This is a genomic window from Streptomyces tsukubensis, assembly GCF_003932715.1.
Classification (GTDB): Bacteria; Actinomycetota; Actinomycetes; order Streptomycetales; family Streptomycetaceae; genus Streptomyces; species Streptomyces tsukubensis.
This window is the reverse complement of the sequence record NZ_CP020700.1, coordinates 380,214-394,226: the sequence shown is the minus strand read 5'-3', so window position 1 is coordinate 394,226 and position 14,013 is coordinate 380,214. Positions and strand designations below refer to the sequence as shown.

Here is a 14,013-nt window from a genome sequence, read left to right as displayed (position 1 = left end):
ATTCCGTTCTCAGGGCTTACGGGCTTACGGGCGGATGCGCGGCGACCGGTCGGCGGGCCATCGGCGGAACCGGGTGGATTCGGGGCGGACCGGGCCGTCGCGGGCGGAAGCGCCGCCACGCTAACACGCTGCGCCGTCCGGCCCCGGGGAATACCCGCCCGCCCTGCCCGCGGCCCGTACCGCACCCGGGCCCGGCGGGATCACCCGTATGGCAGACTCCCGCCCATGCAACCGGATTTCGCGCTCCTCCGGGAGCTGGTCGCCACGGTCCCCGGCATCACGGTCGAGCCGGGCAGGGGCAAGACGGAAGACGCGATCCGGGCCGCGGAGTCCGTCGTCGGACCGCTCTGCCCGGCCTACCGCTGGTGGCTGGCGGAGTACGGCGAGGGCAGTCTCCACCGGGCCGGGGTGGGGACCGTGGCGCCCCTCCACTGGATCGGGGCGATCGACGTCCTCGACGGGTGGGAGGGCGGGGACCGGCTCTGGTTCCACCGGGCGGGCGACGGCGGCGACACCTACGGCTTCGAACTCGGCTCCGGCGACGGCCCGGAGCTTCCGGTCGTCCGGCGCGACCACTTCACCGGCGAAGAGGAGCGGTTCGCCGACTCCTTCGCCGGGTTCCTGACGGTGTGGACGGCGCTCGCCTGCGGTCTGGGGGACGGACCGAACCCCTCGGTCGCCCGGCTCTGGCGGACGACCCCCGGCGCCGTCCTGCCCGACGGAACCGTCGTCTACGGGCCCGCTCTCCTCAAGGACCGCAACGAGGCCCACGAGATGCAGCGCCGGGCGCCGCACTGGGTCCTCGTCGGTGACGACGGCCGCGGTACGGGGCTGTTCATGCGCCGGCACGGCCGGGACCGCACCACGGTCCACCGGCTCCCGGCCGACGACGCCGCGAACGACATCGGGGAGCGCGGCGAATTCGTCACGGACGATCTGTACGGCTGGATCGAAGCGGCCCGGGAGCCCTCCTAGGCTCCCGGGGAGATAGGGCCGACGACCCCGGACGGACCGGCGTCAAGCCCGGAAAACCCCAACAAATCATCATATGGTAGTCGGATGAGCCCTCGTGCGCCCGGTCACCGGCCCGCTCCGCGGCACCGCCCCGGCTATCTCGCCGCAGCCGCGGTCTTCGCCGTGGGCATGGCCGGGACGACCCTGCCCACCCCGCTCTACGGCCTCTACCGCGAGGAGATCGGCTTCTCCGAACTGACGGTCACACTCGTCTTCGCCACCTACGCGGTCGGTGTGATCCTCACCCTCCTCCTGGCGGGCAACCACTCCGACCGGGCGGGCCGGCGGCCCGTCCTGCTCGTCGCCCTGCTGTGCGGTGCCGCCAGCGCGGTCTGCTTCCTCCTGGAGAACGGGCTGCCGCTGCTCTACACGGGCCGGGTGTTCTCCGGCCTCTCGGCCGGACTGCTGAGCGGAGCCGCCACCGTCACCGTCATGGAACTGGCCGCCCCCGAGGACCGTTCCCGAGCCGGATTCGCCGCGACCGCGGCCAATATGGGCGGTCTCGGCTGCGGCCCCCTGATCGCCGGATTCCTCGCCGAGTACGCGCCCGCGCCGCTGACCCTGCCGTTCCTCGTCCATCTCGTCCTGCTGGCCCTCGCGGGCGCGGTGGTCCTCGCCCTGCCCGAGACCGTGGCGGATCCGCGGCCCCGGTCCCGGCTCCGGCCGCAGGGCCTGTACGTACCCGCCGCGGTGCGGGCCGTCTTCGTCCCCGCCGCGGTCGCCGCCTTCGCGGGCTTCTCCCTCCTCGGACTGTTCACCGCCGTCGCACCGAGCTTCCTCGCCGAAACCCTGGGGGAGCACAACCTCGCGATCACCGGAACCGTGGTGTTCGGCGTGTTCCTGGCATCCACCGCGGGGCAGTCGGTCACCGGCCGGTTCCCGGCGAGCACCGCACTGCCGCTGGGCTGCGCCGTGCTGGTCGCCGGACTGCTGCTGGTGGGCGCCTCGCTGGCGGTGCGCTCCCTCGCCCTGCTCGTCGCCGGAGGGCTGTGCGGAGGATTCGGGCAGGGCCTCGCGTTCCGTTCCGGACTCGCGGCCGTCAGCGCCGCGGCACCCCCCGCCCATCGCGCCGCGACCGTCTCCTCCTTCTTCGTCGTCGCCTACACCGGCATCTCACTGCCCGTCATCGGGGTCGGGGCGCTGGCGGTCGCGCTCGGAGTACGGGACGCGGGACTGATCTTCGCGGCCTGCGCGACGGTGGTCGCCCTCGGCACCGGACTCTGGCTGTACCGCAGACGTGCGGAGATCGCGACGCACTGACGGACGGCCCGTACCGGACACCGCCCCACCCCGGCAGCGGGATTGCCCGCGCGGGGGATGCAGAGCAGATACAGATACGGGTACGGACCACCCGCCGCCCTGAGTATCCGCACTCAGGCCGCGGCCCCGGCACACCGCGCATGATCGGGGGACACACCGTTCACCGAGGCCGGAGGCCCCCGTCATGCTCAGTCCGCTGTCAGGTGCTCTGCTGCCCGCCGTGGGCAGGCTCTCGGTCACCGCCGACCCGGCCGCCGTCCTGGCCCCCGGCAGCATCGTCGTCGCCAACCACACCTCCCTCGCCGACCCGGCCGTGGTGCTCGCCGCACTGCGCCGCCACGGCGCGGAGCCCGTGGTGCTGGCCGCCGCCGGACTGTGGCGGATACCCGTCCTGGGCAGCCTCCTCCGCCGCGGTGGACATATCCGCGTCCACCGGCACGACCGCCGCGCCGCCCGGGCGCTCGACGACGCGGCCGCCGCACTGGAACGCGGCCGGCTGGTCCTCGTCTACCCCGAGGGCGGCATCGCGGCCCGCCCCGGCGCCGGGGAGGAGCCCCCGGGCGTCTTCCGCACCGGTCCGGCCCGGCTGGCCGCGCTGACCGGGGCCGCCGTCGTCCCCGTCGGCCAGGCGGGCGCCCGCCGCATCACCTCCGGATCCCCGGCCCGGCAACTCGCGGGCCTGGCCACCGCACCGCTGCGCCGCCCCCGGCTGCACGTCCACATCGGAGCACCGTTCGTACCGGACCGGGACCCCGCCCGGGGTACGGCGCAGACCCGCGCGGCCGTCACCGGCGCCTGGCGCACGGCCGCCGCCTGCCTCGGTGAACCGGCCGCTCCCACCGCGGACGCCCTCGCCCGGTGACCGCCGGCGGCCCGTGCCCGCCTCCGGAGGCAGGCCGCGGGCCCCGCGCTCCGGCGGGCCCTGGACTCGGCCCTGGACTCGGCACTCCCCGCCGGGCGGCGCGCGGCCGAATGCTTCGGCGTCCGGTGGACACCAGTTCTACGCTGCGGTCATGACGCGCTACGGGGAAGCGGGACGTGTCGGCCGGATCCGGGACGCCGCGGTGCGCGCGGCCGCCGAGGCGAACGGCGTGGACGAGTTCTTCGACGGGGTGATGCAGGCCGTTCACCCGGTGCTCGGGTCCGACGTCTGGGCCGGGATCACCGTCGACCCGGTCACCCTGATGAACACCGGAGGCCACTACCGGCACGCCGTCCCGGTCCGCTATCTCCCGCGCATGCTGGACATCGAGTACCGCGAAGGCGATGTCAACGGGCTGCCCCAACTGGCCCGGGGCGCCGTACCGGTGGGCGTACTCGGCGAGGCCGTCGGCGGTGTGCGGGACCGCAGCCCCCGCTACCGCGACATCATCCGGCCCCTGGGTCTCACCGACGAGGTACGGATCCTGCTGAGCGACCGGTACGGAGTCTGGGGCGCCCTGATCCTCGGCACCGGCCGGGACACCCCGCCGTACGGCCCCGAAGCGGCCGCCGTGGCCCGGGCGATCGCCCGGCCGCTCGGGGAGAGCCTGCGCAGACTCCATCTGGCCCGGCGGGCCGGTGCCGACGGCAGCACAGACGGCGTCAACGGCGTCAACGGCGTCGACGGCGCGGACGGCAGCGTCCTGGCGCTGCCCGGCGGGGGCGTCCCGGCCCCTGCGCTCGTCCTCCTGGACGACGCGTACGCCCCGGTCCAGCTCAGCCCCACCGCCGGGCTCTGGCTGGACGAGCTGCCCGCACCCGGCGAGCCCGCAGCCCGGACCGGAACCGCCGAACGGTGGGACCCGGCGCGTCGGACGGAGGGCGGGCTGCCTCCCGCCCTCTACGGAGTCGCCGCGGCGGTACGCGCGCCCGGCGCCTCCGGGTCCCTTGCCTCATGGGCGCACACCCGGACCCGGGGCCGGGTCCGGCTGCACGCCTGGCGTCTGGACGGCCAGGGCCCCGCCCGGGTCGCGGTCGCCGTCGAAGCGGCGGGCCCGGGGGAGCACATCGCGCTGATCACCGCGGCCCACGGGCTCACCGCCCGGGAGGCCGAGATCACGGCCCTGGTGCTGCAGGGCCATGCCACGGCGGACATCAGCCGGCTGACCCGGCTCTCCCCGTACACCGTCCAGGAGCATCTGACCTCGGTCTTCGACAAGACCGGAGTGCGCAGCCGCCGCGATCTGGTGGCCACCCTCTTCGCCCGGCACAGCACGCCGCGGGTCCTCGACGACGCGACGGCCGCCGACCACTGACGTACCCGACCGAGGAGGCTTCCCCCGCCCGTCAGAGCCCTCCGCCGAGACCCGCCTCCCGGGCCCGGACGATCGCCTCCGCCCGGTCGGCGGCGTGGAGCTTGGCGAGCACCGTGGACACATGGTTCCGCACCGTCTTCGGGCTCATCGCCAGCCGCCGTGCGATCGCCCTGTCGTCGAGGTTCCTGGCCATCAGGTCCAGCACGTCGTGCTCCCGTAACGTCAGCCCGCACAGGACCGGGGCGGGGCGGCGCGGATCCGGCCCGGCCAGCCGGGCGGCGACGCGCCGGCCGATACCGGGACCGAGCAGGGTCTCGCCGTTGGCGACCGCCCTGACCGCGCGCTCCACCACGGCCGCTCCCGACCCCTTGACGAGATAGCCGCGCGCGCCCGACCGCAGCGAGGCGAGAACGGAATCGTCGTCGGCGGTCACGGACACCACCAGGACGGCCGGCTGCGGCCGCAGGCGCAGCAGCCGCCGCGCGGCGTCGATCCCGGGCTCTCCCTCCGGTCCCGGACGCAGGCCCATCAGCACCACCCGGGGCCGGAACCGGCGGACCGCGGCGACGGCCTCGTCGGTGGTCGCCGCCTCGGCCACCACGGACAGGCCGCAGACGGAGCCGAGCAGTGCCGTCATCCCCATCCGGAATTCGGGATCACCGTCCACGACGACAACGGTGACCTCTGCTGTGCCGTCCATTGCGCCCCCCGGGGTCCGCCGAACCGGCCGCCCGGAGCCGGGACCGCAGGGCGTGCCGGGTCCGTCGTCCGGTGACGGCGGATACCGTCCGGGCCAGGCAGGAGGTTCTCAGAGAGGACCGGCCCGTCGTACCCCAGAAATCTGGGGCGGTACGGAAGCGGGCACCCCGACCGGGCGTTCCCGGTCGGGGTGCCCGCTTCGGCGAGGGGGACCCGGCAGTGTCAGGAGCGGGACGAGTCGCCGCCCGCCTCCTGCTCCTTGCGGCGGTCCTTCAGGCGAACCGCCTCCTTGCGGACCTCCGCCTGCGTGGCGCGCTCGCGCACCAGCCACTCCGGGGAGTCCTCCTTCAGCGCGTCGATCTGCTCGGTCGTGAGCGGGTCGGTGATCCCGCCGCGGGCGAGCCCGGAGATGGAGATCCCGAGCCGGGCGGCGACGACCGGCCGCGGATGCGGACCGTCACGGCGCAGGTCCCGCAGCCAGGCGGGCGGGTCGGCCTGGAGCGCGTTCAGCTCGTCGCGGGAAACGACCCCTTCCCGGAACTCGGCGGGGGTGGCTTCGAGGTACACGCCCAGCTTCTTCGCCGCCGTGGCGGGCTTCATGGTCTGGGCGCTCTGGTGCGACGTCATAGGGCCCAGGATATCGAGTGCGGCCCGGGGCTCTGACCACGCACGGTAATCTGGCCTTGTGACAGCCTCGGAGACAGCTTCTGCATCCTCTGCTCCCGCCGTGTTCCGGCTCGCCTGTGTTCCGGGGGCGACGCCTGCCAAATGGGTGCGGATCTGGCAGGAGCGGCTGCCGGACGTTCCGCTGGAACTCGTCCAGGTGCCGACGGACGAGGCGTCCGCCCTGCTGCGCGACGGGGGAGCGGACGCGGGTCTGGTGCGGCTGCCGGTCGACCGCACCGTCTTCAGCGCCATCCCGCTCTACACCGAGACCACGGTGGTCGTCGTCCCGAAGGACCACCTGGTGGCGGCGGTGGACGAGGTGTCCGCCGGTGAGCTGGCTGACGAGACCGTGCTGCACCCCCTCGACGACGCGCTCGACGCGCTCGACTGGGAGACCCGGCCCGGCCGCCCCGCGCTCGAACGGCCGGAGACGACGGCGGACGCCGTCGAGCTGGTGGCGGCGGGCGTGGGCCTGCTGGTGGTCCCGCAGTCGCTGGCCCGGCTGCACCACCGCCGGGACCTGACGTACCGGCCCGTCGTGGACGCCCCGCAGTCCTCCGTCGCCCTCTGCTGGCGCGAGGACGCCACCACCGACCTGGTCGAGGATCTGATCGGGATCGTCCGCGGGCGCACGGTCAACAGCAGCAGGGGCCGTCGCCCGGCCCCCGAAGAGAAGAAGACGGCCGGGAAGCCCGCCGCGAACAGCAAGGGCGGCAAGGGCGCCAAGACGGGCAGGACCGGCGGGAGCGGCAAGGCCGCGGGCGGCGGTCAGGCGCGCCGGCCGGCCCGGCCCTCGGCGAAGTCCCCGCGCGGCGGCACCGGAGGCCGCCGCCGCGGCTGACCGCCGCCGTTCCCGGAGCCGTACCACCCGCCCCCTCCGGCTTTCTGGTCCAGACCATTGACAGGGGTGCGGAGCCGGGACATTCTCCGGTGCCATGCCGAGATCCCGTGCACTGATCGCCGTGTTCGTCTCCCTGCTGGCCGCCGTGGGGCTCAGCACCCCGGCTCAAGCGGCCCCGGCCCCGTGGCCGCCGCCCGCACCGGTCGTCGACCGGGTGGAGACCCGGGACCCGGTCTTCTTCGTGACCATCGACGACGGCTGGTACCACGATCCGGCCGCCGCCCGCATACTCCTGGACCGCCGGATCCCCGCCTCCCTGTTCCTGCTGCCCGACGCCACCTCGTACGACACCGGCTACTTCCGCAATCTCGTCGACAACGGCCCGTCCCGCATCGAGAACCACAGCCTGACCCACCCCGACCTCACCGGCCTCGACGAGGCCGGGCAGCGGGCCGAACTGTGCGGTGCGCGCAGCCGTCACCTGGTCACCTTCGGTCAGGAGCCCCGGCTGACCCGGCCCCCGTACGGCGCCTTCGACGAGCGCACCCGCACCGCCGCCCGGGCCTGTGGCTCCAAGGCCGTGGTCACCTGGACCCATGACCAGACGACCTGGGGCACCCCGCCGGCGCCGCCCGCGCTGAAGGCCGGTGACATCGTGCTCCTCCACTTCACCCCGTCCCTCGCCGCCGATCTGGCCCGGGTGATGGCGGCGGCCGACAGCGCGGGTCTGAAGGCCGCGCGGCTGCGGGACTACATCCCCGACTGAGCCCCGCTGCCCGTCCCCTGTGTCCCCTGTGTCCTCTGCGCCCGGGGCCGGTCTCCGGCCGGCCCCGGGGTGTCCGCCGCACCTCCGTGGACGGGTTCGCGCCGGGGCAGCAGGCGGAGGTGCCAGGCCGCCCCGTACAGCAGCAGCCCGCCGCCGAGTCCGGTGCCCGCGCCCTTCGCCGCGTGCGTCAGCATCTCCTCGGCCGCCTCCGGCCAGGGAACCCGGGCCGTCCGGACCGGATAGTCCACGCTGTTCCCGTTGTCGGTGACGATCGGACGGCTGTAGTCGGCCACCTCCTCCCGGAGGTACGAACCGGGGCTCTCGGTCTGCGCGACGGCACCCGCCCCGGCCGCCAGGGCGAGAGCGGTGGCCGCTCCCCGGCGGACGACGCGCGGCGGCCGCGTACGGACGGCGGAGCCCCCGGTGCCGGTGCGGCGCCTGTTGCGGACGAGATGGACGGCCAGCGCCACCAGACCGGCCGCCGTGCTCAGATGCTGGAGCACCCGGGCCACCGTCAGCCCGCCCGGCACCGGATCGCGGAGGAAGTCCACCCGGGCGACCACGTATCCGTCGAAGTGGGTGAAGGAGTCCCACGCCACATGGGTGGCGATGCCGATCAGCGCCGACAGGACGAGCCAGGCTCCGGTGCGCAGCCGCTCCCCGGCGCCGGCCGCCGGCGGCTCGGGAGGCGAAGGGGCCCAGCGGGCCGGCAGCAGCGCGGAGACCGGCCCGCGCAGCAGGTAGTAGAGCGCGACCAGGGCGAGGGCGAGGGGCAGGGCCACGGTCGGCGCGTCGGTGAGGGAGTGCGTCGCGGTGGCGTTGAAGTACGGCTCGTACCAGACGTGTGAGGTGGGCCGGAAGGGCAGGGTCTGGATGAAGTAGGCGACATCGGGCGCCATCGCGCCGGCGACCAGGGCCGCGGGGACGAACGGGCGCCGCAGCAGCGGGAGGACGGCGGCCGGATGGGCCAGGGTGAACGGCACCGCGGGGCACCCCTTCGCTCGGACGGACCCGGTGCGGCCTGCGGGCGGTGAGAGACGCAGGCATGCGTCGGCCACGGCTGCCCGGACGCACCGAAGGACGGTACGTCATCGAGAGTATTCCGTTGAAGTGACTATGTCGAATGTGCGGGGCCGCTCCCTGTCCACGGGGGAGGGGCGGGGCCCGGTGCCGGGGCTGTGCGGACATCCGCCGCCACCGGCACCGTTGTTCGGTCAGGCGGTGGCGGGCGCTCCGCCCAGCCCCAGCCGCCGCCGGGCCTCCTGCACGGCGACGGCCAGCCGCTCGGTCTCCAGCGCGAGCCGCTCCCGGCCGCCGGTGGTGAGCCCGAAGACCCGGCGCGCCCGGCCGTCCACGATCTCCTCCTGCCGTACTTCGATCAGACCCTCGGTGACCAGCCGGTCCAGCGCCCCGTAGAGGGCACCGGTCCGCGGTACCACCCGCCCGTCGGTGATGCCTTTGATCTCCCGGGCGATCGCATACCCGTGCCGGGGTTCGTCCGCCAGGGCCGTCAGCACCAGCAGCGCCAGTTCCTGCATCGCCCGTTCGCTCATGCACCCCAGGGTATTCCGTGCCCGGGACCGCTGGAGCGGCCCGGCGGCGGGCGGGATCCGAGGGGCGCCGGATCAGCGGCCGACGGCCGTCTCCTGTGTCAACCAGGTCAGTTTCTCGGGGTTGCGCACCGCGTACATCTCGCTGACCAGGCCCCCTTCCATCCGGACCGCGAGGACCAAGTCCACCTGGCCGTGGCGCCGCCCGAGCAGGGCCGGCCCGCCGTTGACCCAGGCGGGTTCGAGGGTCAGGCCCTTGGCGAAGGTCTTTAGGCCGCCGGTCAGCAGGCGGCCCACCCGGTCGGCCCCCGCCACGGGCTGCGGTACGGACGGCACGAGTCCGCCGCCGTCGCTCAGGGCGACGACGTCCGGTGCCAGCAGGTTGAACAGTCCCTGGAGTTCACCCGTTTCGACGGCGTACTGGAAGGCGGCGAGCGCGGCCCGGGCCTCCGCGGGGGAGACCGCGGCGCGCGGGCGGCGGGCGGCGACCCGGGCCCGGGCCCGGTGGGCGATCTGGCGGGCCGCCGCCGGGGTCTTCCCGACGGCCTCGCCGATCTCGCCGTACGGCAGGTCGAACACCTCGCGCAGGACGAACACGGCCCGCTCGGTGGGCGTGAGCATCTCCAGCACCAGCAGCATCGCCATCGAGACGCTCTCCGCGAGCGCTGCGTCCTCGGCCACGTCGGGCGCGGTGAGCAGCGGTTCGGGCAGCCAGGGACCGGTGTACGACTCCCGGCGGCGGCGCAGCGTCCGCAGTCTGCCGAGGGCCTGACGGGCCGTGATACGCACCAGATAGGCACGCTGGTTGCGTACGGTGGCGAGGTCGACGTCCGCCCAGCGCAGCCAGGTCTCCTGGAGGACGTCCTCCGCGTCCGCCGCCGATCCGAGGATCTCGTACGCGACGGTGAAGAGCAGCTTGCGATGGGCGACGAAGACCTCGGTCGCGGGGCCCGGACGGCCGTCCTGGCTCATGGGGTGTCTCCTGTTTCTGTGCGCTCGACGGGGACGTCACGGACACGACGGTCGGGACCGCCGGAATGTGACACCCCGTCGTGTGACATGCGACACGCCGAAGCAGGTGGGGACGGTACGGCCCCGGGCAGCCCGGGGCCGTACCCGTGGGCATACGCTGCCGGTGCGCGGCCCGGCCCGGGCGGTCAGTCGTGCGGGCCCGGTCCGGCGGCGGCCGGCTGTTCGGCGAGGAGACCCGCGAAGGCCGCAACGGTCGGGTACTCCCAGGGCGCGTTGGGGTCCAGTTCGCGGCCGATGTGCTCCTCCGCGTCGGCGAGCAGGGTGATGGCCCGGACGGAGTCCAGGCCGTAGGAGGACATCGGCTCCTCGGGGTCGATCGACTCGGCCGGTACGCCGAGTTCGTCGGCCAGATAGCCGCAGAGCCACTTCTGCAGCTCGGCCCGGACGCCGTCCGTCGTGGCGTGGTGCATGGGACTCCTTCGGAGCAGGGGGCCGGCGCGGTCTCCCGGGCGCGGCCCGGGTGGCCGGGCTAGGGAGTTTCTTGTGGATCAGGCCATGCGAGCCCGGCAAGATCCACAAGAAGCGACCTAGCGGACGTCTTGGTGGAGGGAGGGCAGCCGGCCCTGGCGGAACAGCTCCCGCATCGCCGACCGGCGCACCTTGCCGCTGGTGGTCCGCAGGACGGTGCCCGGCTTCACCAGGGCGACGGTGCCGACCCGGACGCCGAACTCGCGGCCCACGGTGCGCCGGATCTCGGCCGCGAGCGCGGGCAGCCGGTCGGCCGGGACCCCGGCCACCTCGTGGGTGACCACGACGGTGGGCTCGCCGGGTTCACCGGGCCGGCCGCCGTCGCCGGAGAACACGACGCCCGTCCGGCCCAGCTCGGGGTGCTGTGCGCGCAGCTCGTACTCGATGTCCTGGGGGTAGACGTTCCGGCCGTGCACGATGATCAGGTCCTTGAGCCGTCCGTGGACGTACAGCTGTCCGCCGGCCACCACCCCGAGGTCGCCGGTGCGCAGATAGCCGCCGTCGCCGCCCGCGGTGACCGCGTCGAAGACGGCGGCGCTGTCCGTCCGACGCCAATAGCCGGGGGAGATGCTCCGGCCCCGCAGCCAGATCTCGCCCAGTCTGCCCTCCGGGAGGACTTCCGCCGTGTCGGGATCGACGATGCGGAGGTCGAACGAATCGTCCGGCAGTCCGCAGCCGACGATCTCACGGGCCGTTCCGCCCTCGGCGGTGGGCGCGAACTCGCCCCGGGCCAGCGCGCCGGCGTCGACCCGGCGGGTCACCGCGGGCCCTTCGGTGTGCCCCGAGATGTACACCGTCGACTCCGCCATGCCGTAGCAGGGGGCGAGGGCCTCGCGGCGCAGCCCGGAGACGGCGAACTTGTCGGCGAAGGCGGACAGCACCCGGGGGTCGATGGGCTCCGAACCGCAGCCCGCGAGGTGCCAGTTCGACAGGTCGAGGCCCGCCGCGTCCTCGTCGCGGACCTTCCGGGTGCTCAGCTCCAGGGCGAAGTTGGGGGCGAAGGACGAGTTGACGCCGTGCGCCTCGATCATCCGCAGCCACTGCACCGGCCGTCTGACGAACGCCGTGGGCGTCATCAGGACGGTGCTCTCGCCCCGCAGCAGCGGCCAGAGCAACTGGGTGAACAGGCCCATGTCGTGGTAGAGCGGCAGCCAGCCGCCCGCCCGGCCCCGGAAGCCGAGGGCGGCCGTGCCGACGGCGGAGTTGAAGAGGATGTGGTCGTGCCGGAGGACCACGCCCTTGGGGTCGCCCGTCGAGCCCGAGGTGTACTGGAGCACGGCCGTCGTCGACCGGTCCAGCGGCACCGGCTCCCATGCGTCCGGGTCGGCGTGGCCTTCGGGCCCGTCGCCCGCCTCGGCGGGGACCGGCGCGTTCACCGTGTCGGCCAGCCACCCCCGTACCTCCGCCAGATCGGCCGATGTGGTCAGGACGGCAGCGGCACCGGAGTCGTGGGCGATCGCGGCGAGGCGTCTGCGGTGGTGCCGGTGGCTGCCGGGCAGCGGCGCCGGGACGGCGATCATCCCGGCGTACAGACAGCCCAGCAGGGCGGCGGCGAACTCCAGCCCGTTGGGGTGCAGCAGCAGGACCCGCGAACCGCGCGGCAACCGCTCTCGCAGCCGGCCGGCGCGGGCCCGGGCCTCCCGGTCGAGCCGGGCGTACGACCAGCGCACCGCCGAACCCAGCGGATCCGCGGGATCGGTGACGAAGGCGACGGCCTCGGCGTCCGGCCGGTCCGCCGCATATCCGCGGAAGAGCGTCACCAGATCCGGTGCGTCGGTCAGATCATGAGGCGTGTCAGCCATGATGCGGTCCCTGTGGTGGTCCCTCGGCGGCGGGCGGGGCGGGGCGGACGGCATCGGTGTCGATGAGCAGCCGGTCCGGGCCCCGCAGATTCAGATTGCGCTTGTACACGACACCGCCGGGCCGCAGCCGGGGCCGGACCGGGAGCGTCGCGAAGAGTTCCAGGGCGATCGCGACCTCCAGCCGCGCCAGCCCCGCCCCCAGACAGAAATGCGGTCCGGCGGAGAACGACAGATGGGCGGGCGCGGGACCGCGGCCGATGTCGAACCGGTCCGGATCGGGAAAGACCCCGGGATCCCGGTTCGCGGCCCCCAGCAGAAGCAGCACCATGTCCCCGGGGCGGACCTCGGCGGCGCCGATCGTCCCCGCCCGGCGGGCGACCCGGGTGGTCATCTGTACCGGCGCGTCGTAGCGCAGGACCTCCTCGACGGCGGCGGGCGCCAGCGAGGGATCGGCCCGCAGCCGCTCCAGCTGGTCCGGGTGCCGCAGCAGTGCCAGCACGGCGTTGGCGATCAGGTTCACGGTCGTCTCGTGACCGGCGTTGAGGAGCAGCACACAGGTCGTCAGGATGTCGTGGTCGTCGAGCCGCTGTCCGTCCTCCTCGACCTGGAGGAGATGGGAGACGAGATCGTCCCGGGGCGCGTCGCGCCGCTGTTCGATCAGCTTGCGGAAGTACGCCACGAACGCGGCCCTGGCCCGGGCCGCGTCCGTCGTCATCCGCCCCGCGGCCGGCCCGATCGGCGGGTCCAGCGCCTCGGAGAGCTTCGCCGACCAGTCCTGGAGCAGATCGCGGTCCTCGAACGGAACGCCCAGCAGTTCGCAGATGACCCGCAGCGGCAGCGGATAGGCCAGCCCGTCGACGACCTCGAAACCACCGGGCCCGGCGGCACCCCCCACCAGCTCCGCCGCGATCTCCCGGATCCGCGGCGCGAGCCCCGCCACCTGGCGGCGGGCGAAGGCGCCCGCGACCAGCCGCCGGTAGCGGGTGTGCTCGGGCGGGTCGAGATGGAGGAAGTTCCGGGTCCGCGGCCCCTGCGGGGTGGGCGAGAGCGCGGCCCGGTCCCGCGCCGCGCTCATCGCCGGATCCCGCAGGACGGCCGACACCTGGGCGTGCCGCCCGACCACGACCAGCCCGTCGAAGGGCCGGTACGGGGAGCGTTCACGCAGTTTGCCGAGGTACGGGTACGGGTCCTCCCGGTGGCCGGGATCGGTCAGCTCGGCGATCTCCTCCGGCAGCGCGGGAGGGTCCGGCGGCACCGGTCCTCCACCGGCCCCTCCGGCGGGTCCGCTCCTCACGAGAATCCACCCCCCGTCCCGTCGTCCCTCGTGGATCAGGCCGGATCCACGGGAAGCCCCGGGGTCCGCCGGCCGCCGACAGTACGGCAGCTTCCCGGGCGGAGAAAGGCTCCGCCGATCCTGACACCGACGCACCGCGGGAGCCTGTTCAAACGCGGCGGCGACGCGGTTGAACAGGCGAACCGCGCCCGCCGGACGGTTTGTTGACGCCCCCGGGGGCCCTGGCGAAGATGGCCGATCGTAAGGGCTGTCCCGCTCGTTCCCGGCGGGCGCACGACGACAGCCACGGCACTCCCGGACCGGGCCTCGTCGCACCACGGTCCGCGGCGCCGCGCGCCCGTACCGCCGGAACCACCACACAGCCGTCCGGAGACCTGCGCGAGC

The 14,013-nt window shown here is 74.4% G+C and carries 14 protein-coding genes; 6 read left to right on the top strand and 8 right to left on the bottom strand.

Annotated features, from left to right (window positions below; all coding sequences use genetic code 11):
* Positions 1-225 precede the first annotated feature (225 nt).
* From B7R87_RS01045 to B7R87_RS01030, 4 genes are all read left to right on the top strand, one after another.
* Entirely contained in the window at positions 226-975 is a 750-nt protein-coding gene (locus B7R87_RS01045; RefSeq protein ID WP_006350984.1) for an SMI1/KNR4 family protein, read from the top strand.
* Positions 976-1,059: 84 nt separating this feature from the next.
* Positions 1,060-2,274 (top strand): MFS transporter, encoded by a 1,215-nt coding sequence (locus B7R87_RS01040; RefSeq protein WP_130585403.1) that lies wholly within the window; start codon positions 1,060-1,062, stop codon positions 2,272-2,274.
* Positions 2,275-2,458: 184 nt separating this feature from the next.
* On the top strand, positions 2,459-3,136 hold the full coding sequence (locus B7R87_RS01035; RefSeq protein WP_130585402.1) for a lysophospholipid acyltransferase family protein: 678 nt from the start codon (positions 2,459-2,461) through the stop codon (positions 3,134-3,136).
* A gap of 151 nt (positions 3,137-3,287) precedes the next feature.
* Complete coding sequence (locus B7R87_RS01030) at positions 3,288-4,511, top strand: helix-turn-helix transcriptional regulator (protein ID WP_130585401.1); 1,224 nt, start codon at positions 3,288-3,290, stop codon at positions 4,509-4,511.
* A 31-nt stretch (positions 4,512-4,542) separates the two neighbouring features.
* Here B7R87_RS01030 and B7R87_RS01025 read toward each other — a convergent pair whose 3' ends face one another.
* Both B7R87_RS01025 and B7R87_RS01020 read right to left on the bottom strand, forming a co-directional pair.
* Positions 4,543-5,211, bottom strand: a complete 669-nt coding sequence (locus B7R87_RS01025; protein ID WP_006350988.1) for a response regulator — start codon at positions 5,209-5,211, stop codon at positions 4,543-4,545.
* A 221-nt stretch (positions 5,212-5,432) separates the two neighbouring features.
* Positions 5,433-5,837 carry a DUF5997 family protein gene (locus tag B7R87_RS01020; RefSeq protein ID WP_006350989.1) on the bottom strand — a complete coding sequence of 135 codons (405 nt, stop codon included), beginning with the start codon at positions 5,835-5,837 and terminating at the stop codon, positions 5,433-5,435.
* Between the two features lie 58 nt (positions 5,838-5,895).
* Here B7R87_RS01020 and B7R87_RS01015 point away from each other — a divergent pair, with 58 nt between their 5' ends.
* Positions 5,896-6,717, top strand: a complete 822-nt coding sequence (locus B7R87_RS01015) for a LysR family substrate-binding domain-containing protein (protein ID WP_130585400.1) — start codon at positions 5,896-5,898, stop codon at positions 6,715-6,717.
* 94 nt (positions 6,718-6,811) lie between these two features.
* Positions 6,812-7,483: a polysaccharide deacetylase family protein gene (locus B7R87_RS01010; RefSeq protein ID WP_006350991.1), complete on the top strand. Its 672-nt coding sequence runs from the start codon at positions 6,812-6,814 to the stop codon at positions 7,481-7,483.
* Here the strand turns inward: B7R87_RS01010 and B7R87_RS01005 are convergent.
* From B7R87_RS01005 to B7R87_RS00980, 6 genes are all read right to left on the bottom strand, one after another.
* Entirely contained in the window at positions 7,468-8,466 is a 999-nt protein-coding gene (locus tag B7R87_RS01005) for a DUF4184 family protein (RefSeq protein WP_006350992.1), read from the bottom strand. The two genes, B7R87_RS01010 and B7R87_RS01005, sit on opposite strands and share 16 nt — an antisense overlap.
* 231 nt (positions 8,467-8,697) lie before the next feature.
* A complete protein-coding gene (locus B7R87_RS01000; protein WP_006350993.1) occupies positions 8,698-9,036 on the bottom strand; it encodes a PadR family transcriptional regulator in 339 nt (112 codons plus the stop codon).
* A gap of 72 nt (positions 9,037-9,108) precedes the next feature.
* Positions 9,109-10,005, bottom strand: coding sequence for an RNA polymerase sigma-70 factor (locus tag B7R87_RS00995; protein ID WP_130585399.1), 897 nt, complete (start codon positions 10,003-10,005; stop codon positions 9,109-9,111).
* 185 nt (positions 10,006-10,190) lie between these two features.
* The gene (locus B7R87_RS00990) at positions 10,191-10,475 is read right to left on the bottom strand and encodes an acyl carrier protein (RefSeq protein WP_006350996.1); all 285 of its coding nucleotides are present in this window, start codon (positions 10,473-10,475) and stop codon (positions 10,191-10,193) included.
* Positions 10,476-10,592: 117 nt separating this feature from the next.
* The gene (locus B7R87_RS00985) at positions 10,593-12,335 is read right to left on the bottom strand and encodes a fatty acyl-AMP ligase (RefSeq protein WP_006350997.1); all 1,743 of its coding nucleotides are present in this window, start codon (positions 12,333-12,335) and stop codon (positions 10,593-10,595) included.
* Entirely contained in the window at positions 12,328-13,590 is a 1,263-nt protein-coding gene (locus tag B7R87_RS00980) for a cytochrome P450 (RefSeq protein WP_006350998.1), read from the bottom strand. Before B7R87_RS00980 ends, B7R87_RS00985 begins: the two co-directional genes overlap by 8 nt.
* Positions 13,591-14,013 lie beyond the last annotated feature (423 nt).

What these genes read in the sequence shown, in the direction of transcription:
- B7R87_RS01020 (WP_006350989.1), bottom strand. Translation starts at nt 5,837, where the DNA reads ATGACGTCGCACCAGAGCGCCCAGACCATGAAGCCCGCCACGGCGGCG.
- B7R87_RS01025 (WP_006350988.1), bottom strand. Translation starts at nt 5,211, where the DNA reads ATGGACGGCACAGCAGAGGTCACCGTTGTCGTCGTGGACGGTGATCCC.
- B7R87_RS01000 (WP_006350993.1), bottom strand. Translation starts at nt 9,036, where the DNA reads ATGAGCGAACGGGCGATGCAGGAACTGGCGCTGCTGGTGCTGACGGCC.
- B7R87_RS00995 (WP_130585399.1), bottom strand. Translation starts at nt 10,005, where the DNA reads ATGAGCCAGGACGGCCGTCCGGGCCCCGCGACCGAGGTCTTCGTCGCC.
- B7R87_RS00990 (WP_006350996.1), bottom strand. Translation starts at nt 10,475, where the DNA reads ATGCACCACGCCACGACGGACGGCGTCCGGGCCGAGCTGCAGAAGTGG.
- B7R87_RS01010 (WP_006350991.1), top strand. Translation starts at nt 6,812, where the DNA reads ATGCCGAGATCCCGTGCACTGATCGCCGTGTTCGTCTCCCTGCTGGCC.
- B7R87_RS01035 (WP_130585402.1), top strand. Translation starts at nt 2,459, where the DNA reads ATGCTCAGTCCGCTGTCAGGTGCTCTGCTGCCCGCCGTGGGCAGGCTC.
- B7R87_RS01045 (WP_006350984.1), top strand. Translation starts at nt 226, where the DNA reads ATGCAACCGGATTTCGCGCTCCTCCGGGAGCTGGTCGCCACGGTCCCC.
- B7R87_RS00985 (WP_006350997.1), bottom strand. Translation starts at nt 12,335, where the DNA reads ATGGCTGACACGCCTCATGATCTGACCGACGCACCGGATCTGGTGACG.
- B7R87_RS01040 (WP_130585403.1), top strand. Translation starts at nt 1,060, where the DNA reads ATGAGCCCTCGTGCGCCCGGTCACCGGCCCGCTCCGCGGCACCGCCCC.
- B7R87_RS01030 (WP_130585401.1), top strand. Translation starts at nt 3,288, where the DNA reads ATGACGCGCTACGGGGAAGCGGGACGTGTCGGCCGGATCCGGGACGCC.